Raw genomic sequence first — 26,297 nt, 5'->3', positions numbered from 1 at the left:
TCAAGCCCTGCTGGCCATGCGTTTCTGAAGGTCCGTTTGCTGCTCCAGCTCACTTTCGACTACAGGATCGAGTCCTGTCATGGGAAGTGACACCGTGATTGATTCTGCTTTGACGTCGCGACCGACATCACGCAACAGGAAATACGACAGTGCCGGTATCAGCGTCAGTGCGCCGAGCATGTTCCAAAGGAACATGAACGTCAGCAAGATGCCCATGTCGGCCTGGAATTTGATCGGAGACCAGACCCAAGTCACCACACCCGCCGCCATGGTCACACCAATCAGAGCCACAACCTTGCCTGTAAAATTCAGAGCGAGCCCATAGGATTGTGCGAGGGAAATCCCGCGACGCTGCGCACCCAGTTGAACGCACAACAAGTACAGGGCGTAATCAACGCCGACGCCAACACCCAGGGCAATAACCGGCAAAGTAGCGACTTTGACGCCAATACCCAGCATCACCATCAAGGCCTCACAGAGGAAGGAAGTAATGATCAGAGGCACCATGGCAACCACCACCGCACGCCAACTGCGAAAGGTGATCAGACACAGAATCGCGACAGCGGCATACAGCAGTCCAAGAATTCGATAGTTGGCCTGTTCCACCACAATGTTGGTGGCCGCCTCGATACCGGCAGGGCCTGCTGCCAATAGAAACTGTCGGTCAGGAGTGTTGTGCTCGGCCGCAAACTCTTCGGTAACCTTGACCACTTCACTCAACGTGTCAGCTCGATGATCCCTAAGGTAGGCAATGACCGGAGCAACACTGGCATTGGGGTTCATCAGCTCAGGACTACCAACCAACAGGGTTTGCGTGACGTTACCGAGCGTTTGAGTGTTGCGCGGCAACGTCATCCACTTCGGATTGCCTTCGAACGAACCTGACGCGACCCTACGAATTCCGCCTGCCAGTGAGGATGTGGCCAGCACCGAGGGCAGTTGTTGCAGGCGCCAGGCCAAAAGATCCTGCGCCACTAACGAATCGTAGTCGCGCATGCCTTCGGTTTTAGTCTTGAGGATGACGGCGAACTGATCGCTTGACATACCATAGTGTTCGTTGATGTAACCGACATCCAGATTGAAGCGCGAATCGGGACGCAGCTCTGGCGCACCAGCATCCAGATCACCCATCTTCAGGCTGGTCAGGCTGATCACCATGGCACCACCGCCGACCAGTACCGCCAACAAGGTGAGTGGCAAGGCCAGGCGACGCTCAGTGCACCGTTGCAGAAAGCCAGTGATACCCTGCCCTGCCCCATTCTCCCGCAGGCTGCGTTTGGCGGCAGACTGACTGACACCTATATAAGAAAGTGCGACCGGAATGAAGAACAGTTTGGTGAAGATCAGCACCAATACACCCAGGCTGGTGGTCATGGCCAAGTCGCGAATCACGGGTATGTCGATGATCATCAACACTGCGAAACCAACCACATTGGTAATCAGCGCCGTCAACCCGGCCAGGAACAACCGTCGAAAGGTATATCGGGCGGCAACATACTTATGAGTCCCCCGTCCGATGTCTTGCATGATCCCGTTCATCTTCTGCGCGCCGTGGGACAAGCCGATGGCGAAAATCAGAAAAGGTACGAGGATCGAATAAGGATTGAGGTCGTAACCAAGCAACTCCAGCAACCCCAGCAGCCAGACCACACCGATGGTTGCAGTCGCCACCAACAACAGGGTACTGCGCAGATCACGGGTATAAAGGTAGATGATCAATGACGCGATCAGGGCCGATATGGCGAAAAACATCATGACCTGAATCAACCCATCGATCAGGTCGCCTACCAGCTTTGCAAAGCCGATGATATGCACACGATAGTGGCCATCGTTTACGCCTTGGTACTTGTCACGGATTTCTTTTTCCAGAAAAGTCGAGAGTTCACTGTAATCCAGTGGCTTACCTGTCTCAGGAATTACATCGAGCAGCGGCACGAAAATCATGCTCGATTTAAGGTCCTTGCCCACCAACGTTCCAGGTAAACCAGCGCGCAGCGTATTGGCGCGGAACTGGGCAATCGACTTTTCCTTAGCGTCATAATCGAACGGCATGACCGGACCACCGAGAAAGCCTTCTTCGGTCACCTCGGTCCAGCGCACGATTGGTGTCCAGACCGAACGCATGAAGGCACGATCTACACCTGGCGTAAGGAATATTTTATCGTTGATATCACGCACGACAGCCAAGTAGTCCTTGTTGAAAATATCGCCCTGCGTATTTTCGACTACGATGCGCACTGAGTTGCCCAAACCCTTCAGTTCGCTCTTGTTGTCAAGGTAGTTGCGGATGTAAGGGTGGGAATGTGGAATCATGTCATCGAAGCTGGCCTGCACCGTCAGACGCGAAGCATGCACCCCCAGAAAAGCGGTGATGACCACAACCAGGAACACCACCCAGGCGCGATGATTGAAGATCAGTCGCTCGAGCCAGTCACCCGATTTTTTGTCGAAGTCCTTGATGTCCCGTATCACGGGCAGGCGAAGTGATTCGGTATCTACAGCCATGATTTCTCCAGATTTTCCATACCACTAGCCTCAGCTGCCGGAAGCCGGCAAAGGCTCGAGCTGAGCACCTTGGGTGCCGACGATGACCACACTGTCTGCAGCCGCGGGTTCGATATTGGCAAAGGGCACGCTACGTAACAGCTTCACTGGCTTCAGTGCGCCAGTGGCGGCATCACCAAGGATTAACGCGCCGCCTTGGCTGACCAGAGCCAAACGTCCGTGGTCGAGCATGGTGGCTGCAGTCAGTGTGGTATCAATGCCAGTGCTGATTTTTTCCCAGCTCACACCTTTATCCAGGCTTCGCCAGGCATTGCCGCGCAAGCCGTAAGCAACCAATGCACGAGAATCCCCCGTCACGCCGAAGAAACTGCCGATATAGCCGGAGTTCAACGCAACGAAGCGCTGACTGTCCTTATCCAGGCGAAACACCGTCCCCCGCTCCGAGGCGATGTAAAGTTCACCACCCACGGCATTAATGGCGGACAAATGCAGGCCATCTGGGTTGTCCATCCGATCGAGCAGAGGCGTCCAGTGCTCGCCGCCATCACGAGTTTCCATAATCAGGTTGAAAGTACCTACCACGTAACCGTGCTGATCATTTTCGAACCATACATCCAGCCATGGCTGCTCGGGACCCGTCTCGTAGTTGAGCCGAACCTGATCCATCAAGCCTGCGTATTGCGCCTGCTCGGCTTCGCTGGCCTGATCAAGGCGCTGCTGGTAATAGCTGGTCATCAGCTTACCGGTAGAAAATCCATCCTGTTGCTTGACCCAGGTTTTGCCACCGTCGCGGGTACGCAGGATCACACCTCCGTGACCAACGGCCCAACCTGATTCAGTTGTGGGAAAGTTGACAGCCGTGAGGTCGGCACTGACCGGCACGTCGGCCTGTTGCCAGCTATGACCTTGATCGTCGGAATAGACGATATGCCCTCGCCAACCAACCGCAACCAGCCTCTGCCCGGCTCTAGCCAAGCCGATAAGCTGAGTGACAGGCGCCATATTGCTCTGCACTGCAGGATTGAACAACGGGTCGATGCCAGGCCGGGAGCCTTCGCTCGCGTTGACACTTAACAACAACGAAGCACCGATCAAGCAACCGCCGATCCATCTGAGATTGGCAGCTGACGCACCTCGCATGGGCAGGGCTAGTCGCAAACCCCTGGCAAATAAAGGCAAGCCAAAATGGCTCATTTCAACCTCCAGACTTCTTATTAAACTTGTTGTGCGGAGTGATGTAAGCGACTTGACAGGCATGATGCTTAATGCACCAGTACCGGCTCAATTCGCACAATCATACTAATCCTATATATGTTTATCGTCAACTGAACATTGGCTCCACAATTCGCAGGCGAAAAAAAACCGCAGCACGAAAACTCGTGCCGCGGTTAAGGGGATCGTTTAGCGGACGCCGGTGCCGGCCATGGACTCCGCACGGAAAGTGTAGTCTGGGAAACGCTTGACCTGTTTCGCCCAACCAGTGGCCGGATCAATGAAGCTGGCCAGTAGGTATTGACCTTTGCTCAGGTCGTAGGTGGTGTTGGAATAATCCATATTCCCGGCCGCGCCCGTTTCATTGCGGTTGTACTGCGGCCACCCATTGGATTGTCCCACCCGGAATAGCTTACCGGCATCATCCTCCGACTCACTCGTTAAAATCGACCAGGAGTCCTCGTCAATGAAGAATCTGCGCTTAGCCGCAATATGACGCTTCCCTTCTTTACGGGTAGCCTCTACCAGCCAAACGCGGCGCAACTCCCAACGCGTGACATCAGGATTAATGAACTGTTTACCAAGTACTTGCTCCGGAGTATGGGTCAGCATTCGGTACTGATTGACAGGGACGTACATCTCCTTACGCCCTGCCAATTTGAAATCGAAGCGATCCATGCGACCAGCGAAAAGACCAAGCTCGTCATAATTCAATGCACCAGACAATGCAGCGCTCGGCGTGTCGTAAGTAAATTCCGGCGCGAGACGTGTACGGCGCTGGCCAGTGGTATAGGCCCAAATGCGTTGATCTTTACGATCAAACTCCGCTGGGTACCAGACGATGGTTTTCTGCCCCGCATCGCGCGCCGGTGCAAACGTTTTATTCAGGAAACGGTAGTAATTTTCAGCCGCGCCAGCATAAGGAGTTTCCTTCGGGTCCCAGAATGGATAGTCAGACTGCTGTATGGCTTCGTTGGTCATCGTTCGATTGCCTCCTGCGTCGACGATCCAACTTTGCATGCGCAATTCGTACTCGGTTTGCTCGTGCGTGAGGGCGTTCCACATCGCCTGATAACCACTCTTGGGAATCGGGAAAGGCGTACCGGCCCAGCAGCCCCGCAATCCAACCCCATCATCGGTGGTTTTGCAGTCTGGGTTCCCTGCGTTTTTAATCGAGCCTTGAGCTCGCTCCGCTGACATCTGCGGATAACCACGGCGAGTCGGGTAAATATTGACTTTGTAGTCGGGCCAACGCTTCAACAAGGCCTGAGTACCGGGGGTCAGCTTATCGGCGTATTGCGCCATATTGGCCGAAGTAATCGTCACAACAGCCTTGTCATCTGCATAGGGATCAAGTGGAATCTTGTCAGACGGGTTGGCACCCGCAGGCGGCTTCACACCCCCTGTATAGGCAGGGATGGTGCCATCTTTATTACCAGCGATCTCCGAACCCCAGGGAGTGAGTGTCGTCCCCAGCTGCTTCAGTTCTTCAGGCGTCACCCCAGGCGTGGCATAAACACCCTGATGAAACAGTAGAGTGAACCCCACTGCCAGCACTCCCCCTGCTTTTGACAAGACGCGTACTGCACCTTCGGTTTCGACGATTGGTTTGCCTGTCTTCATCGCGGTCTCCAGCTTATTGTTTATTTTATCGGCGGGTAGAAGCCCAATGTTTGAGAGGACAGGTCCTCCCAAGAAATTGTGTAATCACAATAATCATGTGTATCATTGGTGTCAATGGACCAAGGCAAGCATTCTTCTCAAGTTCATGACAAAAACTTAATTTTCATCAAGCAAAGCACAATCATATATATGATATTCACAATGATTGCTTCGCACTCTTGAGCTCCTGCAGCGTCAAAAACGCCGAAAACAACTAAAAAGGAACGTTCAATGAAGATTCAAGCCGCGCTGGCCTTTGATACCAATGCCCCCCTGAAAATGGAGCAGATTGACCTGGTTGAGCCTGGACCTGGGGATGTACTGGTGAGAGTTATTGCCACAGGACTGTGCCATACCGACCTGACGGTATTGGCCAATCCGCAGATGCCGTGGCCGGCGTTGCTCGGACATGAAGGTGCCGGGATTGTCGAGAAGGTGGGTGCGGGAGTAAGTCGCGTCGTCCCGGGCGATCATGTGATCATGACCACCACTTCATGTGGCAAATGCCCCCAGTGCGTTTCCGGCCAGCCGTCCTACTGTCTTTCTTTCCGTGAACTGAATATGTCAGGCGGTCGTTGCAGCGATGGTAGCTGCACCCATCAACTGGCCGGAAAACCTGTGTTTGCTCGATTTCTCGGCCAGTCTTCATTTGCCAGTCATTGCCTGGCCAACGAACGCAGCGTGATCAAAATAGATGCTGAGTTGCCACTGGATATCCTTGCCCCCCTAGGCTGCGGTATTCAGACCGGCGCCGGAGCCGTGCTCAATACGCTGCGTCCACGCGCAGGTACCAGCTTCGCGCTGTTTGGCGCTGGCGGTGTAGGTTTGTCAGCATTGATGGCAGCGAAAATCGCCGGTTGCACCCAACGCATCGTGGTCGATCGAATTGCCAGTCGGCTTGAACTTGCCCTTGAGCTTGGCGCCACGCATGTAATCAATGCCGGAGATCAGGACGCCGTTCAGGCCATCCGTGAACTCAGCGGCGGTGGGGTTGACGGCGTCGTCGAAGCCACTGGTATTCCAAAGGTAATGGAACAAGCCATTCAGGCACTGGGGCATGGTGGCACGGCCGTTCTTGTGGGTATGGCCGGTGCGCAAGCCAGTGTCACCTTCAACCCTATGGAAGTGCAGTCCAGAAATACTCGAATCAAGGGCAGCATCATGGCGGGCGAAGGCGGGGTGCCGTCTTTGTTTATCCCGCAGCTCATCGGTTATTGGAAAGCCGGCCTGTTACCGATTGAAAAACTGCTGCGTTTTTATGATTTCAAGGACATCAATCAGGCCATCCACGACGCCCATGATGGTTCCGCTATCAAACCCGTGATCCGCATGCCTTGAGGAGCCTCACTCCATGACCATCGAGAACGCTTTCAACACGTTTATAGAGAACACCTTTGTCAGCCAGCGCCAGACCCGACGAGCACGTCGGGACGAAACAGTCGATCAGCGTAAGGCTCGTCTGTTGCGTTTGCGCGAAGTGATCGTGGCGCATATCGACGATATCGAACAGGCTCTTTACGAAGACCTGCGCAAGACACCCAATGGCGGCAAGGCTGGCGAAATCGCCTCGGTCCTGGGTGATATCGACACAGCAGTGTCACAACTGGCCGACTGGATGGCTGTCAAACCTGTTCCCTCTACGCCTTACCTCCCAAATACTGCCGCACATATTCTGTATGAACCACGCGGCACTGTTCTGCTGCTGGGGGCCTGGAACTTCCCGTTTGCCCTGATCATGGCCCCTCTTGTTCCGATCATTGCGGCGGGCAATAGCGCCATCATCAAACCCAACGAGCTGACACCTGCCACCAGCCGAGTTGTTGCGAAACTGATCGCAGAAGCCTTCAAACCCAATGATGTTGCAGTGATCGAAGGCGGCGTCGAGGTTGCCGAGCGCTTGCAGGAGCTGCCTTTTGATCACGTGTTTTTCACCGGCAGCCCGGCGGTAGGAAAACTGGTAATGGCAGCAGCAGCGAAACATCTGAGCAGCGTCACTCTGGAGCTGGGCGGAAAGTGTCCGGCCATCATTGGACCAGATGTCGAATTGTTACAAGCGGCGGCCAAGGTAGTCGGTGGTCGTTTCAACAATTCCGGCCAGCTCTGCCTTTCCGTTGACCATGCCTGGATTCCGCGCAGCGACGCGCAAGCGTTTGGCGAAAAGGTCAAGGCCATGGTCGCCCATCAATTTTATGAAAACGGGCAATTGCAGTTGGAAAAACAACCGCGCATTGTCAACGAGCGTAACTTCGATCGAGTGCTCGGTTACATCGACGATGCGCTTGACCGCGGCGCACGCATCCTGTGTGGTGGCGAGTCGGATCGCGAGACCCTGACTATCCATCCAACGGTGTTGGTGGACGTGCCTAGGGATGCGCGAATCATGCAGGAAGAGATTTTCGGGCCCGTCTTGCCCATTCTCGCCTACGACGAACTGGATGAGGTACTTGAACACATCGATGGCAACGGCAAACCGTTGGCGATGTACGTGTTCAGCGACGACCAGACCTTCGTTGACCAAGCATTGCAGGGAAGCTCGTCAGGTGGCGTGACGATCAATCACGTCATGATGCATTACGTTGAGAAGAACCTGCCGTTCGGCGGCGTCAACGGTAGCGGCATGGGCCGTTACCACGGTCATGCCGGCTTCCTCGAATTGTCCAATGCCCGCTCAGTGCTGATTCAAGGCAAGGCATCGGCCTAAGTTCAGTTTCTAGCGCCTTGAAACGGCCACATCTGACCACCAGGCTAAAACATCAAGCCTGGTGGTTCACTATCGGCAACGTCATGAGTGGCTGAGAAACGTTGACCGCCTTTTTTGCTCCACTACCAGCCGTTCGGTGATCAGGCGCTTGCCGCCATCCACTGGACGACGCCGCGGCCCGCTGCAACTCTAGTTAATATTTGTTGAAAAACTATAATCTGGAATTTCGCGCCGACTGCAGTTGCGGCCACTTCCTGCCCGACATATCCGTTGAAATACGGGGCCCCGCGTGTAGCTCGAAAAAAACTCCACCAGTCACTCCATGCGTACGTAGTCCCGTAAACAATCAGTCCTGATCTTGACTGCTACGACGTTACCGAGCGTCGAACATTGTTTGCTAACCTGCTCGCTAGCGACCGCCTTCTACGGGCGCATGCGTCATTAGCATTGGAATCTCCATGAAACATAACCAGCTTCGCGCCTTCCTTACGATATGCGAAAGCGGCAGCATCCAAGAAGCATCGAGAATCCTCCATATTTCCCAGCCTTCTTTGTCTCGAAGCATTAAGGAGCTCGAAACAGAGCTTGGCGTGCACCTGCTAGTGCGCTCCAATCGAGGCGTTACCCTGACGATTTATGGAGACCATTTACTGAGTCGTGCCCGCCTGATCCTCGAAGAGGCGAAACGGGCCAAAGATGAAATCGAGACTCTCAAAGGCCGTACAGGTGGTCATATTATTATCGGGGTGTCTCCCGTCACGCCAAGTTCTCGCTTCGTCAATTGCCTGGCACGTTTTAGTAAGCGCAACCCAAAGGTATCGATACAGATCGAAGAGTTGCGACCCAACAAACTCATCGAAGGACTGCGGGAAGGCCGATTGGATCTGGCTCTGACGTCCCATGGTGGAACTCGTCAACTGGAAGGGTTTCGGGCTGTTGAGTTATACCTGCAACCAGGTGCTTTGGCAGTACGTAAAGGCCACCCTCAGCGGCATTTGGGCTCCCTAGCCGACTTACGCGAATTAATGTGGATCCTCCCCGACACATTCGAGGATTCACCTGTCAGCCCGCTTTTCAGTGAACACGGACTCGCAGCCCCCGAAAATGTCATGGTCTGCTCCTCTCTCGTCATGTATCTGGAGTTGGCCGTATGCACTGACGCAGTCAGCTTCTGGTCGATGCGGCACCTGGCCTTGAGCAACCTGAACGAAAAGCTCGATGTGTTGAAGGTCTCCGAACAAGTGCCTGGATTTGCTTTTTCTCTTATCAGTCGAGAAGCGGAATTGCTCACTCAAGAGGCCAAGCTCCTGGCGGAAGACATTGTTTACGAGTTCCATGGCAACCGCTCTGCCAACCCACTTTAGCGCGGAGTCGAATGACTACTAAAAAAGGTATAGCGATACGTAAAGACGATTACTCAGCGGGAAAATGCTTTGGCATGCTCAGATCCATCGAATAATCCTAAGAGAGAAACAAATGAATTCGCTACCAGGCCTTGTACCCGAAATCGAAGCGCTCCAAGCAGAGTTCATGCAGATCCGCAAACACATCCATCAGCATCCCGAACTGGGCTTTGAAGAGGTTGAAACAAGCAAACTGGTAGCCGGCTACCTACGCCAGTGGGGCTACGAAGTCCATGAAGGCATCGGTGGCACCGGTGTTGTCGGGGTACTAAAGTTTGGTGATGGGACGCGCGCAATTGGCTTGCGCGCGGACATGGATGCGCTTCCAATTGAGGAAGAAAACGGCCTGATGCATCAGAGCAAACATGCAGGAAAAATGCACGCCTGTGGTCATGATGGACACACCGCGATCCTGCTTTGCGCAGCCAGATATTTAGCAGAAAGTAAATGCTTCAACGGCACGCTGAATCTCATTTTCCAGCCGGCTGAGGAGACGCTTGGCGGTGCATTAAGCATGATGAATGACGGGCTGTTCGAGCGATTCCCTTGCGACGCGGTTTATGCCCTGCACAACGCGCCTGGATTGCCTGTGGGTTACTTTGTTGTACAAACCGGCAGGATGCTGGCGTCTTCCGATGAGGTGATAATTCGACTGGTGGGTCAAGGTGGCCATGGCGCCATGCCGCATCTCGCCAAGGATCCAGTGGTCGCTGCCGCCGAAACCATTTTAGCCTTGCAAACGATCGTAGCCCGTAATGTGCCAGCCAGTGAAACGGCGGTAATTACTGTAGGTATGGTCGCCGCCGGCGAGGCTCCGAACGTAATTCCTGCCCATGCAACCATGAAATTGAGTGTGCGCGCGACAACGCCCGAAGTGCGGGCGCTATTAAAAAAACGCATCGGTGAAGTCGTCCAAGGCGTAGCCATGGTTCACGACATGCAGGTGGAGCTCGACTACCGCCCTATGGTCCCCACTCTCTTTAACAGCGAAGCAGAAACAGCTCTTGCCAGACAAGTGATCAGCGACTTGGTCGGCCCGAAGAACGTCATTGCCACGGGCAGCAAAGGCGGATTGGGAAGTGAGGACTTTGCATGGATGCTTGAACGTCTTCCCGGCTGCTTTGTGGCACTCGGCAATGGCAACAGTGGCCCTACCGGTTGTTCTGTACACAACCCAGGATATGACTTCAACGATTTGGCCATTCCTTACGGCGCAAGCTACTGGGCCAGACTGGTGCAAACCTATCTTGTTTAGCCCATACGCCATCCCTATGTCATCGAGCATCCCGCCCCTGAGAGAAGAACATGTCTGAAATCATCAAGAGGAGAAAGGTTGTTATCGCTTTGCTGTTGGTCGTGATGATCATCAGTGCATTGGATAAAACCATTTTCGCATTCGCCGGCGTCCAGATCATCGATGAATTACAGCTAACGCCGGAACAATTCGGTTTTGTAGGCAGCTCATTTTTCTTTTTTTACTCATTGTCAGGCGTACTGGTTGGCTTCCTTGCCAACCGTGTACCCACGCGCTGGATCCTGGCAGGGATGTCGCTCGTGTGGATGGCGGCTCAACTGCTGGTTACATTTAGCAGCGGCCTTTCAGCACTGGTAGTCAGTCGGCTGTTACTGGGCATCGGCACCGGACCAGCGACTGCGGTAACCCAACATGCATGTTTTAAGTGGTTCAATCCTAAAGAACGCATGCTGCCTTCTTCGCTAATTTACAGTTCAATCATGCTCGGAGGACTGCTTGGCGCAATCACCCTTCCATACGCCATTGAGCACTTGGGTTGGCGCTTGGCGTATTTAAGCCTGGCTGTGGTTGGTCTGATTTGGCTCATTCTGTGGTTAACCTTCGGTCGAGAAGGCAATCAGCAAATTCACAGCGACAGCGCCGAGAATGAAATCGAGCCAAACATCCCCTACAAGGCGCTACTGTTCAATCGCACTTTTGTTTGTATTACGTTGTTGGCTTTCTTCTGCTATGTACCCAGCGCCTTAGGGGTCAGTTGGACAGTTGTATACCTGAAGAAGGGCTTGAACCTGAGCACCCTACAGGCCGGCTATTTCATGTTGGGTGGGACAGTTCTGGCCATGATTACCGGGTTGACTGTTTCCAGCCTTGCTCAGAAAGCATTGAAACGCGGCGGAAGCCTTTTCTGGACCATGGTCGCCCCGCCATTAGCCTGCAGCGCCTTGGGTGGGCTTCTATTTGCATTGATCGGCATTTCGACTGATCAGCGTGTGCTGATTATGTCATTGATGGGCCTGGGGACAGCCCTGGTTAATGTGCTTCCCAGCTTCAGTATGACCATCACGTCGCACTTCACTCCCGTGCAGCAACGAGGTTCGATGTTGGCAATCCACAATGCTCTGCAAACATCTGCTGGCATGCTCGTCCCCTTACTTGTCGGACAGCTAATCGCATGGAACGGAAATGAAATTGCACGTGGGTTCGAATTGGCAATTTCCGGCTTTGGTCTCGCAATTCTAATATGCGCGTTGATTGGCTTAAGGATCGTGACCCCAGAGGCTACCCGGCTTGAGCTCAAAGCCGTTCCCGTGCAACCTCGCATTCGCTGGATTCGTGCACATTGACATAAAATCAGTCTGCAATTGTGAGTATCGAATACCGGTAGCAATGGAGCTACCGGCCGCCGTTATCCTCCGAAATCCAAACTTACCGATCAGCAGATTTTTGCCCGAAAATAATCTACACAGATGAACTTCTGTGTTTCCTGTATCAGCGCAATGTGTCCCCGCGGCCGAATTAACAACCCTTGCGCACCAACCTCCCAGACGGATACACCTTGGATAACGGTGGCAAGGAGGCCTCCTATCCAACAACCGATATATCCGTCCTTCCTAGCCATTATGGCGCAGGGCCAAATCCCGCTCGCCAACTGCTATCCAGCCCCGACTCATACCTTGAAGCTGCGATGCGCTGTATCGATAAACTGCGTGATCTCCAAGACGCCCTGGAGGTGCGCAAGAATAGTCACCTGTGCTGCCAGATCAAACTCGGTTAGGGTTTTATGCCATCGCTGTGCATGAACGCTTGGCAGAGACGACAGCGCTCTGTTTTCAGCGTGGGTGGCTAAACGGATTCGGCCAACAGTTGGCAAAACTTTGCGGACATCGACAGTCAACGGGTCCGGACCTGCCACTCAAAATCCCCCCTCAAAATACTGCCCACTTCAAAGCATCGTGGGCTGGAGTTGACGCTCTTAACTTCCACCCGGCATCGGTTTTTACATATCGGTCGTTGTATCGCAGGGTCGCGGCCAAAATCCAGCCGGTGTCACCGCTTCTCAATGCCAGCATGTCCAAGCTACCGTGGGCCTGAACAGGCCAGTCGAGAATGACAGCGGGTTCGAACTGGTGAAGCATCTTGTCCAGTTGCAACGTGCCCGTGAACCATTCCTCAATAGCAGCTCGACCTTCGACAAACGTTTATCAGGAAGCACCAACGCACCGCTTTCTACCGAGCGTCGGACCAGCTCTACAGCATCCATGTCGTCCGCACGTTGTGGTAATTGGATCGCAACTGGCGAATTCCTTGCTCCGCAAGTAATAGTTCAAGAGCGTTCATAACTGTCTTCCAGTCAAAATCAAGGCAAAAAAAAGCAGCATGGGCGAACCCATGCTGCGCGTTGACGCTGTTGAAAATCGAGACCTGAACCAGCCGTCAGAACGTAGTTTTGAGAGTCAGTGTTACCCGACCGCGGTCAGTGGTTTGCCATGTACCGGCACCGTAATAGGTCGATCCATTGCGCCGAATTTCAGCCGAGGAATCGGCAAATACCAAAGACGCTGTCATCTGCTTACGGAAGTCAGCTTGCAAACCCGCCGAATAGGTATAAAGGCCTTCACTGGTACCACCAAAGTCAGCCGTGTTACCACTGATACCGCCGCCCACTGTCAAAGGCACGGAGAGATCGACACCAGGGAATACCTGCAGATACTGCGGTGTGAGCGACATGTTGAAACCCACTGCATTACGGGTCGCACAACCAGATTCTTTGCCAAGTGGGCAGCCGACGGTGTTTTCACCATTGAACAACGCTTCGTTTTCGGTAACTTTTTCAAGGTAGTCGTACGACACTTCCGCGACCATCGTGGCGGTGTCATACAGAGGCGTATTGGGCAGGGAGAAAATGGTGTTGACCAACGCGTGCCAGGTGTTGCCTCGAGCACCTTCATCAGCAGTACTCAAACCAACTGAGCTCAAACCCGCATTACGCCGAGTCATCAGTTCCGCACCAACAGCAAAAGGGCCGAGGCTAGTGTCCATACTCAAGCCGATCAGCTTGGTATCGCGTGGAAACACTGCGCGGAATTGCGTAGGATTTTCGGGCTCGCGGAACACCCAGAAACCGTTTTTCTCATCGAACTGCCGGTAGTAGAGACCGAAGGTTGTAGCGTTGAGCTGAGGAACAGTTAATTTCGCAGCCAAACCCCAGTTACCAGATTTGTGATCGGGACCTAGTGGGTCATCAGCCCGGAAATTTGCCAGTGGAGTGTTCCCGCCAAAGCGATCCGGGCCTTCCATCAAGAAGTCGGTGGAACCGAGGAATGTACCACCTTGCGGGACCCGAATATGATCCCAATCAAGGTAATACTGCGCTGCCAACGAAAGCAGGTCGGTCACCTGAGCCTGCATGGAGATCTGCGTGAGTGGCATGAATGTCTCGCGGGTTTCGATACCCGGCGAAGCAGCACTCTTTTGACCATCAATTGGGTGCTGACTGTAGGAGATACCGGCCTGGGAGAAGATAGAGGTCCCCCAATACACCACGTGACGACCTGCCTTAACGTTGACCGGACGATCGGCAACGGTGAAGTTAGTGTAGGCAAAAGCATCAAGAAGCTCGCCTGAAAAACCGTTGTAGTAGCGCTTAGTATAGGAAGAATACTTGTTGTTATCGTAACTGGTCGGCCCGGCAATAGCGGGGTTCTTCTCGACAGTATCATCATCATAGGCCTGGTCATACCACGCCGAGCCAGACAACCTCATCCCAACTTTTTCCTGCCAGTCCAGCTCCAACTCGGAAAGAAGATCAAGACGGTTGGTTACTATGTCCCCTTTGTCGAACTTGTAATCGCCCTCGTCCGCGTTGGCATTATTACCGATGCGCTTGTCACGGCCATCGATGCGCGTTCCAAGGTTGTAACGCAGGGTATTGTCGAAACGCGCAGTAAAACCTTCGATTCCAGTATCGATTTGCACAGCCCCGGCCGGCAGGACAACACCAGCCGCGAGACAGACTCCTATTGCATGCATCGAAACGCGACTGCAACGATTTCTACGCAAAAACCTGCCTTCAAACATTTGAACCTCCAAACCATTTTTTGAATTTGTTATGCGGAGTGATTTTCTTCATGTCGAGCATCGATATATCCAGGCTTTCCCCAGCCTCATGTACCACCGAGGGCGGAATTCAGCATCAACCCGCGACTCGATTAACATAGCAATCATACTAATCCTGTATGTGATTAATCGTCAATATGATTAACCTAAAAATAGGCATAGGAATTTTTGAGAGATGGCGTGGAGGCGTAGGCTTTGCAGTAGCTTTTCAATTTCGAATCGGCCGCTGGCCAAAACGCCTTTAGCGGATTGAGGACAAAAAAAAACGCGCACCCACCGTTGTGCAACCAACGATGCGTGCGCGTCAAAATGCGCGTTCAAAAAACATCAGCCGACCGAGGGATAACCTCCGCCACCGTACATGCGATCCACCGCTCCTCTATCGATCTGCCCGTCTCGGCCTTTGGGTAGCGCCTCGACAAACTCAACCTGCTTAGGTTTTTTATAGGAAGCCAAACGCTGCCGGCAATGATCAACCAACGCTAACTCAGCAAGTGCTTGCCCTGGGCGCAATACAACAATCGCTTTGACGTTTTGCGACCAAGTTGGATCAGGCACACCTATCACGCAGACCTCCTGCACCTGGGGCAAAAGCCGCAGACAGCCTTCGATTTCCACTGGATAGATGTTTTCTACCCCAGATTTGATCATAGTGGTTTTCGGCCCAACGAAGGCCACTGAACCGTCTGGCAATCTCTTGCCCAGGTCGCGCGTGCGATACCAGCCGTCCCAAGTGCGCTGCTCGTTTTCTTCAAGTCGATTAAAGTAACCGTTCATCACTTGCAAACCACGCACTTCAATTTCGCCAGTATCCCCGACAGCCAACTCCTGCCCTTCGTCGTTGACGATGCGCACCTGTACCAGTGGCGAGGGTCGACCGGCGCCCTCACCGCCCAACCAGCCCATTACTGCAAACCCCATGATCTCGGTCTGACCGTAAAGGACAGGCTTACGATTAAGGGGCGCAGACATTGGCATGACCAGCGGGCTAGTCCATTCGGGAGCCAATGGCGAGCTCCACAAGCTGGCCGTATCGTATTGGCCGTCACTGTTGATGCTTCGTATTTGCTCAATAGTCGGCTGAGCTACGAAGGCGTGAGTGACGCCCTCGTTTTCGATCAACTTCAGCATCTGTTCGGCATCGACCCGTGGAATGAACACGTTTTTGCCGCCAAACATGAAGGTAGATAGTGTTGTTACCAGGGTACCCAAATGAAACAGCGGCCCCGAATTGAGGAACACCGATACCTCGCTGACGCTTTCCGCGTAAGCCACCATCAGTCCTTGATAGAGGATGGTGGCATGGCTCAACAATGCAGCATTGGGATTGCCACCAAAGGCAGCCGTGTAAATCGCAAGCAAGGGCAGTTGCTCGTCAACTCGGGACTCTTCACGATGCTCCGGGAACCCGGCCAGCCAGCCCTCATATCCGTCGGAGCCGCCCAGATCAGACTGGACCCATTTACTGACATGTTGGCAAAGACGCCGGGCGCCATTGACCGTTTCTCCGACTTCTTCTTCCTGCCAAAGGATTACTCCGGGCGTGAAATCGTCTATCACAAATGCTAGTTCGTGCTCACTCTGACGCCAGTTGGCTGGGCAGAAAATTGCGCCGATGCGAGCGGCCGCCAGCAGACACTCGAGCACCCTGAACGAGTTCTGTCCGAGCCAAAGCATTCGACTACCCTGCCCCAGCCCTGCCGACTCCAGCGCATTGGCCAGGCGATTGACTCGGGCATCGAGTTGCGGCCAAGTCAATCGCAGCTCGCCATCAACCACTGCGTCGAGCAGTGGCCGGGAGCGGCGATGCTCACTCAGTACATCGGCGAGTCCGTGCTGACGGATCTGTGTGAAGGATGCCAGTGACGTTAACTGCTCTTGCATATAATCGACCCTCCTTCAAACTGGAACGATGCGTGGGTCAGGATTCCCACAACGGCAAACACCATGGACAACCTTCCCTTTGACCCCTGTTCGATAGTGCTGAAACACCTCGCAGCGCTCCAGTCGACTACTCAGGGTCACCTCGCCGTTCTGCTCCTCGACATGCCATTCGAAGCGATCAATATGTGCCCCGGCTCCGGCATTGCATTCAACGGCGACCGCCGGCCCTAGCTCCAGACAGCGATAGACGTTCAGGCCCGGCTTGCCAACCAGGCTTTCATAAGCCCCTGGCCAAGCCCAGACGACCATGCCTTGTAAGAGTTGCTCCGGGTCATGGCCGAGTCCACGCAGCCCGGTCAGCGTCGCCTGAGTGATGCCGAACGCGCCAACCAGTTTGAAGCGACGGATGATGGATTCCACCCGTTTGGCATCGTAGAGCGATGAATCAGCGGACACCGCGACCATGTTGTACTGCATGATCGACCGCTCCATGCCGAGCGCCTGGACTGACTCGTCAATCAAGGCGGTCACCATCAGGTTCTCACCTGTGCGGAAGTGAAATGTGCCGAGGATCCTGCTCATCGCACGAGTCGAACGCTCGGTTTCAAGTGCCGAATAGGCTAAGGCCTGGCGCACACCAGCCGCATCTCGGTAACGACCGACAGCCATGGGAGCTACAGCAAACGACGGTTGCGTACTGTTCATGATTTCACCACCCGTGGGATCTTGTTTGGCGGACCGTTTTTCAGAAGCGATTCATTGCTGACTACCTCGACGATTACCGGCACCTGCAAGGTTGAGGACAATATGTCGCCGATACGCGCACCCAGCGCCTCGACACCATCGGTCAATGCGCTTTCGTCGTATCCAACGCGCAATGTCAGGACATCCATCTCACGCTGCGGACGCACCATTTGGAACAGGCCCGTTCGAGTTTCAGGAAACTGCTCCATCAGCGGAAAAATATCCATTGGCAGAATCGAACGCCCCTGGATCAACATCTCGTCGCCTTTACGCCCGATGGGTTTCAAACGTCCGTGAGTACGTCCACAGGTGCAAGGTTTTCGCGTGAACTGCACCAGGTCATCCGTGCGATAACGTATCAATGGCGCCACATCATCAAGCAATGCGGTAACCACGAGCTCCCCTCGCTCACCATCAGCCACCGATTCCGAGCCGGACGGATCCAGATGCTCGATCATTGCCAGATCTTCCCAGGTATGCATGCCGTCATGGGCCTTGCAATCCATGGTGGTGGTGATGTCACCCAGTGAACTGAGTTCGAAAATCTCAAGCCCCCACGACTCGACAACCTGGCGGAAATGCGGGCTCATTGGCTCGCCGCCAAACACGGCGCCACCATACGAAGAAAAGGCTTCTCTCAAATCATCACCGGTGTTCTTTTGATACTGCTCCAGCGCCATGATCAAGGGCGTAGAAAGCATGAACAGTGCCTTGGGCCGGAACTGCCGAGAGACCTGTACCAAATGAGGCATCTGGTCCGGCAAATGCTGAATAGCAATCGGACGCATGCCTGAGTCCAGCCACTTATCGGTATTCAGACCTTCGCGGAAGGTAAATAGGGCGTAGGTAAAATAATCTGTGGGGCGTACACCCATGTGCCAGAGTTCGCGCTTAAGCCCTGCAAGCGCAACGTGGTAATCCGAACGTGGCAATGGCGTTGGGTCTCCGGTCGTCCCGGAAGTAAATCCGACACCACGCAGATGAGGCGGGCCTACGCAGGCCAACCCGCCGTAAGGATCGCCGTGGCGGTCACGAAAACTGCGAATGGTATCTTTGTCGATGAAGGGCACCTTCTCCCGAAAGTCGGCCAGGGAACGGATGTCTTCAGGTTTGACCCCAGCTGCATCCCAAACCTCACGCACCAGCGCTGACTGGCTATAGGCGTAAGGCAACAATTGCAGAATGCGGGCCTCCTGCAGTTGCTCGATTTCTTCGCGCGGCATCGTCTCGATTACCGGGTCGAAGAACCTGTCGTCATCTAGTCTGCTCATGGAAAGTCCTTATTATTGTTGTGCTGCTTTCAACAACGCTCGGGCGAATTACTGAAACTCCGGGCGCGGCAAGCGGAACAGTCGGGCTGCGTTGCCGCCCAGAATATCGGCTTTTTCTTTTTCACTGATCACTATCCCGTCAAACAGACTGGCGACGATCTCACGCGAATGCGGGAAAGTGCCCTCGGCATGGGGGTAGTCGGAGGCCCACATCAGCGCTTCATGACCTGTTACGGCACGTGCGGCGATACAGGCGCGGTCATGCTGGAAGGAGACCTTGATTTGACGGCGTATCACTTCGCTCGGTTTAACCGACAACTTGGGTTGAACAAATGCGGCGTGCGCGTGGTAGACCTCGACCATACGCTCGGCCAGAGCACCCAGCCAACTGGCGCCACACTCGATGATCGCCACCTGACATAGCGGGTTGCGATCCAGCACCCCGCCCGATACCAGGTAGGTCACTGCGTCGATACCGTCGTTCATTTGCCGGGAGTAGTTCACAACGGCAGCTCCAGGACCGCGTTCATGGATTACCGTCTCAAGCCCCGTCCCCGTGTGCATGACAATGACCACACCCAGGGCACCCGCTTCACGGAATACCGGATCCCACGCTGGGTCGTTGTAACGAGGAACGCCCGTCGGCGTCACAGACGGCAACATGGCCGCGGTAAAACCCAGACGGGCAACACGTTTAAGCTCTTCAACGGTATGACGCAGATCGCGAACCGGCAGGATTGCACAGCATACGAAACGGTCCAGGTGGGCGGCGAAGAACCCATTGTTCCAGTCGTTGTACACCTGCGCCGTCGCGTACTCGGCTTCAATATTCTTTATGGCATAGGCCCATAACCCCAGACTCGGGAAGCAAATCTCGGCGTCGATGCCATCTTTTTCCATGTCCAGGATGCGACCGTTGAGGTCATGCAATCCGACCCGCTTGACCCCTTCGAGATCCACCACATTGAGGCGCATCTTGAAGATCACTTCTTCATCGGTACGTGTGATCAGCGTTTCGCCTTCGCGTACAGCATGGATAGCGTGCTGACGCAGGGATGCCGGCAAACCATCACGAAAAAGATCGTTAGGTTCACGAACGTGCGAGTCCGCACTGAAGATGAAATGGCCTGGCATGGGTGAAACCTCCATCGTTTGTGTCAGTACGGATCGGGCACCTTTACACGACGATTTACCACGCCGCTTTACAGCGCCCATCTATGGGCATTGAACGAATAAAACTATAAATCATTATGCTGATTATCATTGCATGCGTTTTTTTTGCTGTCTATATGGCCACGCCCATCACCCACCTTTTTTGCCCTTTTTACTCCCGGAAAGCCTTCATTTAAAGGTGTCTCCCCTACTCTCAAACTGCCCCCAGCCCGCGTGATACCCGAGCCTTACGGAAATATGACGCTTCGTAGCACAAAGAAATAATTTGCTTAATCATACAGCTCATTGATACGATAATTTCATTGCGACATCTTGCCCTCAATCCGGCGAGCAATGGAAACCAGTGACGAGAGACCACCATGACGTTAGACCTCGCATCAAGCATCCGCAGCGTCCTCGCGCTAGCCCCCGACCAACCTGCCCTGGAGTATCAGCAGCGGTGGTATTGCTGGGGTGACGTAGCGACGATCATGCAGCGGGCCGAAATCCTGCTGGCCACTTCTGGTCTCGGTGAAGGCGCGTCAGTCGGTATCTTGTTGCGCAATCAACCTGCCGCAGTGGCCATGCTGCTGCAGGTCTTGGCTTCGCGTCGTTGTGTAGTGACCCTTAACCCATTCCAGTCCGCTGACAAGATCGCCAGTGACCTGGCTGCGGTCCAGGTTGATGCTGTCATCGCCGACGAACAGGACTGGCAGTCGCCTGCCCTTCGCCAGGCCGTGACGGACAAAGGCTGCCTGGCCTTGAGTATCAGCTCTCACGCCGAAATGACAGTTCAGGAATTGCCGGATCTTGTTGTAGATCCTGTGCGGGTCAGCGCTCCCTCTCAGTCAGGGATCGCCATCATGATGCTGTCTAGCGGCACTACGGGGCCTGCCAAACGCATTGCGCTGCACTATTCCAACTTCGAGCATTCACTGCTTGATGCCGCCCATTATGAAAATAAGAAAAACGCCTCAGGAAAAGTGGAATTGAAAGCATCGCCCGCGATGCTTTGCATTCCCTTGGTGCACATTGGAGGCATGTATGCGGCCGTTGCGGCCATCATTGCCGGTCGCTCAATCGTGATTCTGGAAAAGTTCTCGGTACTGGAGTGGACCCAGGCCGTGTCCAGCTACCGTCCAAAACTGGTTTCACTGCCACCCACTGCGATTCGTATGATTCTCGATGCACAAGTACCTAAAGAATCTATCGACAGCTTGCTGGCCATCCGCACCGGTAGCGCCCCTCTTGATCCCGCTTTGCAGCAAGCTTTCGAAGATCGCTATGACATCCCCTTGCTCGACGCCTATGGGGCCACCGAGTTTGCCGGTGCGGTAGCCGGCTGGAGCTTGCGCGACCATCAACGCTTCTCTGCTGATAAACGCGGATCGGTTGGCCGACCACAACCAGGCTGCGAACTTAGAGTCATCGACCCTGAAACCGGCACGCCGCTGGGCAGTAACGTAGTTGGTTTGCTAGAGGTACGTTCAGCGCAGATTGGTGCTGGGCATTGGGTCCGTACCACTGACCTGGCCGAGATCGACGACGACGGTTTTCTCTACATTCGTGGCAGAGTCGACTCCGCCATCATTCGCGGTGGCTTCAAGGTATTGCCACGCGATGTGGAGCAGATCCTTCGCGAGCATCCGGCAATCAAGGAAATCTGCGTCGTGGGCGTACCAGATCACCGTCTCGGTGCAGTCCCTGTCGCTGCATTTGAATTGGAGCCAGGACTCAGCCTTGACGAAAAGGACCTTGTTGCCTTCGCGCGCAATAAGTTGGTGGCCTATCAGGTACCGGTCAGATGGCAGGCCGTCGACAAACTACCTCGCACTCCTTCGCTGAAGATCAGCCAATACGAAGTTCGCCAACTGTTCGATGCAGTTACCGAAACTCCCCCTGCCACTCTGGCGCAATGAACAGTCCCGAACAGGAGAGTCGCATGTCTGAATCAGTACTACTGAGTCATCTGGACAACGGCGTACTGACGCTGACGTTTAATCGCCCAGAGCGCTTGAATGCTTTCAACCCGGCGTTGATGCGAGCCTTCGCCGAGGCAGTCAAAGATGCTGCGGCGAACCCTGAGGCACGCGTCGTGGTGATTACTGGCGCAGGTCGAGGATTCTGCGCAGGTGGGGACTTGGGTGGCGGCAAGTCTGCGGATAAAAGCACAGAGTCCCCGGCGGCTCAGGCACGTCCTCGCGCCCCGGACAGTCTGGCGACTCGTATTGACTGGTTACGCCGCAACATGGACGCGACTCGGTTGTTGTTCGAAATGCCCAAACCGACCATCGCCATGATTCGTGGCGCAACCGTTTCGGTGGGGATGGCAATTGCTGCTGCATGCGACTTCCGAGTCGTCTCGGATAACGCCAGCTTCATGACGGGATTTGCCAAGGCTGGCCTTTCGGGCGACTACGGAGTTAGCTATTTCCTCACTCGCTTATTGGGTACTGCCAAGACCCGTGAGCTGATGTTTTTAGGCGATCGACTGAAAGCCGATGAGGCGTTGCGCATCGGCCTGGTCAGCCAGGTGGTCGCCGACGATCACTTGGAGGCGACCACCGCGGAGCTGGCCGCGCGCCTTGCAAGTGGCTCGCCGATCATTCAGCGCTACATGAAACAGAATCTGAACGCTGCGCTGGAAATGCCTTTGCCAGCTTCGCTCGACCTGGAAGCCACGCTGAACGTGCTTTCTGCGCAAACCAACGACCACAAAGAAGCGGTCAAGGCGTTCATGGAACGTCGAGACCCGCAGTTCACCGGCAGCTAAGCCCTTTACTCATTATTCGTTTGTCACGGAGACATCATGTCCGATCAAGCCCTGACTGAAGATTTCAAGAAAGCCACTGCCTACGAGCTGACCGACCACGACATCGAACGCGCGCACCTGTTGCTTGGCGTAGATATGGCCAGCCGCGACCAGGAACAGATTGGCACCACCACAGTCGACAACATCCGCTCCTTCGCCTACGCCTGCGGCAGCGATAACCCACTGTTCTGCAATCCTGAATATGCTGCTGGCACCCGTTGGGGCTCGGTAATTGCGCCTTCAATGATGGCGGGCGTTATCAATCGGCCCATGCTCGGCGACCCGATGAATGCCGAACTGAAAGCCAACACCAAAAGCTTGTTCCGTGGCATCCACATGTTTATTTCGGGTGGGGAATGGACGTTTTACCGTCCAATTTTCCCGGGCGACACCCTTTACAGCTTCGGTGGCGAAGATGGTCTTGAGGTCAAGCAATCAGAGTTCGCCGGCCGCTCGGTGACTCGATTCAATAGCCAGATCAAGGTTAACCAGCGCGGTGAAGTGGTCTCGGTGTATCGCTATCGGGCAATACTCACCGAGCGAAAAAAAGCGCGTGAGACCGGTAAATACAAAGACATCAGCCCGGCGCAGTACAGCGACGAAGACCTGGCGCATATCGACGAGATCTACAGCGCCGAGACATCCCGCGGTGCTACACCGCTGTACTTTGATGACCTTAATGTTGGCGATGCGTTGCCTGGCGGCGCCAGCGGTCCTCTGACCGTGACCGACGTCGTTAACTTCCATGGCGGCGGATATGGCTGGGTGCCCTACGGATTGCGTACCGGTCGGATGTGGAATCAAAACCGTAAGCGTATCGCTCCATTCTACGTAAAAAATGCCCAAGGTATCCCGGACGTAGCCCAACGCCTGCACTGGGACAGCGACTGGGCCAAGGCCATCGGCAACCCAATGGCGTACGACTATGGCGTCATGCGTGAAAACTACCTGTTCCGCTATTTGACCGACTGGGTTGGCGACGGCGGCTGGGTCTACAAGCAATACGATGAGATCCGCAAATTCAACTACATGGGCGATACCCAATTCATCTCAGGTGAAGTTGTTGGTAAACGCGAGGAAGACGGCCTGTTCCTGGTCGACGTTAAGCTGAAAATGGTTAACCAGCGTGGTGAAGACACCGTGCTTTGCGATGCCGTGGTGGCCCTGCCTTCTCGTAACCAGGCCGCGCTTGTACTGCCAGAGCCACCGACTGATCTAAAAGTCCGTGCAGCGCGAATGATGGCGCGGCATTGGGAGTTGTCTGCCGGGAAACAGAGCAAATGAGCAGCGCCAGCGAGCACTTCGCGAATGTCGAGGCATTGAGTGCCTTTCGCCAGGAAGTCGCCAACTTCCTCGGCGCAAACTGGCAGCCAAAAACCTCCGATAAAGGGCTGTTTCGACAGGCAGCTGTCGAACGTGGCTACCTCTATCGCAATGTGCCCAAGGCATATGGTGGTTCGGAGCAATCGCCAGACCTGGCTCGGGCGCAGATCATTCAGGAGGAATTCAATCGCGTTCGGGCGCCCATGGAGGTTCCGGGCGTCGGATACGGGATGTTGGTACCAACCTTGCTCGGTTGCGCCGAACCCTGGCAAAAGGAGCGATTCATTGCGCCGACCCTGAGTGGCGAAATCCGCTGGGCCCAAGGTTATAGCGAGCCAAACTCAGGCTCGGATCTGGCATCGATTCGGACTCGAGCACGCCTGGAAGGTGACGAATGGATCATCGACGGTCAGAAGATCTGGAGCTCGGGTGCGGACAAGGCGCATTTCATGTTCATGCTGGTACGCACCGAACCACAAGCATCCAAGCATGCCGGAATCTCCTACTTGCTGGTGGACTTGCGCCAACCGGGGATCACGATCCGTCCGCTGCGCCAGATCAATGGCAGTGAAGAGTTCAGCGAAATATTTTTCGACGGAGCACGCACGCCAGCTACTTGGATTGTAGGTGCCCGCGGCGAAGGCTGGAAAGTGTCAAAAACCACCCTGTCGGCCGAGCGTTCGGGATTCATGGGGGCCGCTGAGACTTCCGTCACCCTGCACCGCAAACTCGTCGAGCTGGCGCGGCGTTGCCAGCTTGATGGACATCCGGCAATCGACGACCCGCGTGTACGCGATCGGTTGATTCAGTTGGAGGGGATGGTCAGCGCGCACTTTCACAACATGCAGCGCCAGTTCGCCCTGCGCCTGGCCAAGCAAGAGCCCGGCAATGTGTCGCTGATGAACAAGCTGATCGTCACGCGCATTGCTGCCGAAGTTGCGGACATCGCCCGCGACATCCTTGGCAACGACTTCATGCTGTCGCCCTTTGGCCGCGAAGCCGAAGCAGGCCCGGAAAAGTGGCTAAACCAATACCTGGGTTCCCTGGGGATGGCCATCGCCGGCGGCACGTCCAACATTCAGCGCAACGTCATTGCCGAACGCGGTCTGGGGTTACCCCGAGACAACGTCGCGACTTCTTGAAGGCAGCCCCCCGCCATGAATTATCTGCTCAACGAAGATCAACTCGCTTTTCAAGAAACCGCACAGAAGTTTCTCGCCACCCATGCAAACTCTGCCTTGTTGCACCGCATTGCAGATCGCAGCGATGGATGGCAGGAGTCTCTTGCGAATCTCTGGCAGGATTTTGCCCAGTTGGGCTTTGCCGGTCTGCTAGTGCCCGAAGAGTACGGGGGTATTGGTCTGGACCTGTTCGATGCGGCCCTGATCGGTGAAACCCTGGGCGCTACGGCAGCCCCCCTGCCCTTCGTCGGCCATCAACTGGCCTGCCTGGCGGTTGCCCATGCCGGCAGCCCTGAGCAAAAGGCAAAATGGTTACCTGGCCTGGCTGATGGTTCGTTAATTGGCACTGTGGCACTGCACGCGGAAACGCACGCCTGGCAGCCGAGCGGTTGGCAAGTTGACCCTCAAGCTGCCGAGCGATGCACCCTGCGCTTTGTACCAATACCCGGTCACAACGCCCCGACGCTGATTGTGGTTGGCACCGCGGGTGGTGGCCTCGGTCTTATTGCACCCGACGCTGACGGAGTCCTCCGTCGGGACGCTCCCTGTATTGATCCCACCGCCTTTCTCGCGGAAATCGAAATTGATCAAACACAGGTAGATATATTGCCAGGCGGAATCGAACACGCTGCCAACCTGCTGGCCGCTGGCCGCGCACTGTTAGCTGCCGACGCCTGTGGTGGAACTATTCGTTGTGTGGAGCTGGCAGTTGAATACGCCCAAGTTCGCGAGCAGTTTGGCGTGCAGATTGGCCAGTTCCAGGCGGTCAAACACCAGATTGCTGACATCGCGCTCGAAGGCGAACCCAATCGACCGTTGTGCTGGCATGCCGCACAGACATCAGCCAACCAAGACCTTGGCTTCAGCCGTCACGCTGCATTGGCCAAAGCTCATCTGAGCGACGCCTACCTGCGCACCGCAAGACGCGCCATCGAATTGCATGGTGGCTTCGGTTACACCTGGGAAGCCGACCTGCATCTTTACCTCAAACGCGCGATGTTTGGCTCTGCCTGGTTAGGCAGCGCCACACAACTAAGACGCGAATTGGCCTGATCGTGCAAACAGCGTAAGCCTTT

General features: G+C 54.8%; 18 protein-coding genes and 1 pseudogene. 10 read left to right on the top strand and 9 right to left on the bottom strand.

The genetic code is table 11. From position 1 onward, the window contains the following. From ACIPL2_RS20950 to ACIPL2_RS20940, 3 genes are all read right to left on the bottom strand, one after another. Entirely contained in the window at positions 1–2,505 is a 2,505-nt protein-coding gene (locus ACIPL2_RS20950) for an RND family transporter (RefSeq protein WP_401359164.1), read from the bottom strand. 30 nt (positions 2,506–2,535) lie between these two features. Next, a complete protein-coding gene (locus ACIPL2_RS20945; RefSeq protein ID WP_401359161.1) occupies positions 2,536–3,699 on the bottom strand; it encodes a WD40/YVTN/BNR-like repeat-containing protein in 1,164 nt (387 codons plus the stop codon). 207 nt (positions 3,700–3,906) lie between these two features. After that, positions 3,907–5,340, bottom strand: coding sequence for a DUF1329 domain-containing protein (locus ACIPL2_RS20940; protein WP_401359158.1), 1,434 nt, complete (start codon positions 5,338–5,340; stop codon positions 3,907–3,909). A 270-nt stretch (positions 5,341–5,610) separates the two neighbouring features. Between ACIPL2_RS20940 and ACIPL2_RS20935 the strand changes: the two genes are divergently transcribed. From ACIPL2_RS20935 to ACIPL2_RS20915, 5 genes are all read left to right on the top strand, one after another. Beyond that, complete coding sequence (locus tag ACIPL2_RS20935; protein WP_401359155.1) at positions 5,611–6,717, top strand: NAD(P)-dependent alcohol dehydrogenase; 1,107 nt, start codon at positions 5,611–5,613, stop codon at positions 6,715–6,717. Positions 6,718–6,730: 13 nt separating this feature from the next. Next, positions 6,731–8,080, top strand: coding sequence for an aldehyde dehydrogenase family protein (locus ACIPL2_RS20930; RefSeq protein WP_401359153.1), 1,350 nt, complete (start codon positions 6,731–6,733; stop codon positions 8,078–8,080). A gap of 458 nt (positions 8,081–8,538) precedes the next feature. Beyond that, positions 8,539–9,444 (top strand): LysR substrate-binding domain-containing protein, encoded by a 906-nt coding sequence (locus ACIPL2_RS20925; protein ID WP_401359150.1) that lies wholly within the window; start codon positions 8,539–8,541, stop codon positions 9,442–9,444. Between the two features lie 112 nt (positions 9,445–9,556). Continuing rightward, positions 9,557–10,738, top strand: coding sequence for a M20 aminoacylase family protein (locus ACIPL2_RS20920; RefSeq protein ID WP_401359147.1), 1,182 nt, complete (start codon positions 9,557–9,559; stop codon positions 10,736–10,738). Positions 10,739–10,788: 50 nt separating this feature from the next. Continuing rightward, a complete protein-coding gene (locus ACIPL2_RS20915) occupies positions 10,789–12,081 on the top strand; it encodes an MFS transporter (protein ID WP_401359145.1) in 1,293 nt (430 codons plus the stop codon). A 582-nt stretch (positions 12,082–12,663) separates the two neighbouring features. Here the strand turns inward: ACIPL2_RS20915 and ACIPL2_RS20910 are convergent. From ACIPL2_RS20910 to ACIPL2_RS20885, 6 genes and pseudogenes are all read right to left on the bottom strand, one after another. Continuing rightward, a pseudogene (locus tag ACIPL2_RS20910) lies at positions 12,664–12,918 on the bottom strand (nuclear transport factor 2 family protein); the annotation flags it as partial. Positions 12,919–13,171: 253 nt separating this feature from the next. Continuing rightward, a complete protein-coding gene (locus ACIPL2_RS20905) occupies positions 13,172–14,815 on the bottom strand; it encodes a DUF1302 domain-containing protein (protein WP_401359143.1) in 1,644 nt (547 codons plus the stop codon). A 366-nt stretch (positions 14,816–15,181) separates the two neighbouring features. Next, a complete protein-coding gene (locus ACIPL2_RS20900; RefSeq protein ID WP_401359141.1) occupies positions 15,182–16,738 on the bottom strand; it encodes an AMP-binding protein in 1,557 nt (518 codons plus the stop codon). A 15-nt stretch (positions 16,739–16,753) separates the two neighbouring features. Then, the gene (locus ACIPL2_RS20895) at positions 16,754–17,443 is read right to left on the bottom strand and encodes a hypothetical protein (protein ID WP_401359138.1); all 690 of its coding nucleotides are present in this window, start codon (positions 17,441–17,443) and stop codon (positions 16,754–16,756) included. After that, entirely contained in the window at positions 17,440–18,753 is a 1,314-nt protein-coding gene (locus ACIPL2_RS20890) for a phenylacetate--CoA ligase family protein (protein ID WP_401359135.1), read from the bottom strand. The genes ACIPL2_RS20895 and ACIPL2_RS20890 overlap by 4 nt, the downstream gene beginning before the upstream one ends. Before the next feature lie 48 nt (positions 18,754–18,801). After that, positions 18,802–19,887, bottom strand: coding sequence for an amidohydrolase family protein (locus ACIPL2_RS20885; protein WP_401359132.1), 1,086 nt, complete (start codon positions 19,885–19,887; stop codon positions 18,802–18,804). A gap of 398 nt (positions 19,888–20,285) precedes the next feature. On the opposite strand from ACIPL2_RS20885, the gene ACIPL2_RS20880 reads away from it, so the two are divergent. Genes ACIPL2_RS20880 through ACIPL2_RS20860 form a run of 5 tightly spaced genes read left to right on the top strand, consistent with a single transcriptional unit; the run spans position 20,286 to position 26,274 of the window. Continuing rightward, positions 20,286–21,824 carry a class I adenylate-forming enzyme family protein gene (locus ACIPL2_RS20880; protein ID WP_401359130.1) on the top strand — a complete coding sequence of 513 codons (1,539 nt, stop codon included), beginning with the start codon at positions 20,286–20,288 and terminating at the stop codon, positions 21,822–21,824. A gap of 23 nt (positions 21,825–21,847) precedes the next feature. Beyond that, positions 21,848–22,678 (top strand): enoyl-CoA hydratase, encoded by an 831-nt coding sequence (locus ACIPL2_RS20875; protein ID WP_401359127.1) that lies wholly within the window; start codon positions 21,848–21,850, stop codon positions 22,676–22,678. A 36-nt stretch (positions 22,679–22,714) separates the two neighbouring features. Further along, entirely contained in the window at positions 22,715–24,001 is a 1,287-nt protein-coding gene (locus tag ACIPL2_RS20870) for a MaoC family dehydratase N-terminal domain-containing protein (protein WP_401359124.1), read from the top strand. Beyond that, on the top strand, positions 23,998–25,182 hold the full coding sequence (locus ACIPL2_RS20865; RefSeq protein ID WP_401359122.1) for an acyl-CoA dehydrogenase family protein: 1,185 nt from the start codon (positions 23,998–24,000) through the stop codon (positions 25,180–25,182). Before ACIPL2_RS20870 ends, ACIPL2_RS20865 begins: the two co-directional genes overlap by 4 nt. Positions 25,183–25,197: 15 nt before the next feature. Further along, positions 25,198–26,274 carry an acyl-CoA dehydrogenase family protein gene (locus ACIPL2_RS20860; RefSeq protein ID WP_401359119.1) on the top strand — a complete coding sequence of 359 codons (1,077 nt, stop codon included), beginning with the start codon at positions 25,198–25,200 and terminating at the stop codon, positions 26,272–26,274. Positions 26,275–26,297: the final 23 nt, after the last annotated feature.

It is taken from the genome of Pseudomonas sp. NPDC086251 (assembly GCF_044746405.1).
Taxonomy (GTDB): domain Bacteria; phylum Pseudomonadota; class Gammaproteobacteria; order Pseudomonadales; family Pseudomonadaceae; genus Aquipseudomonas.
This window is presented reverse-complemented; position numbering and strand designations above follow the sequence as displayed.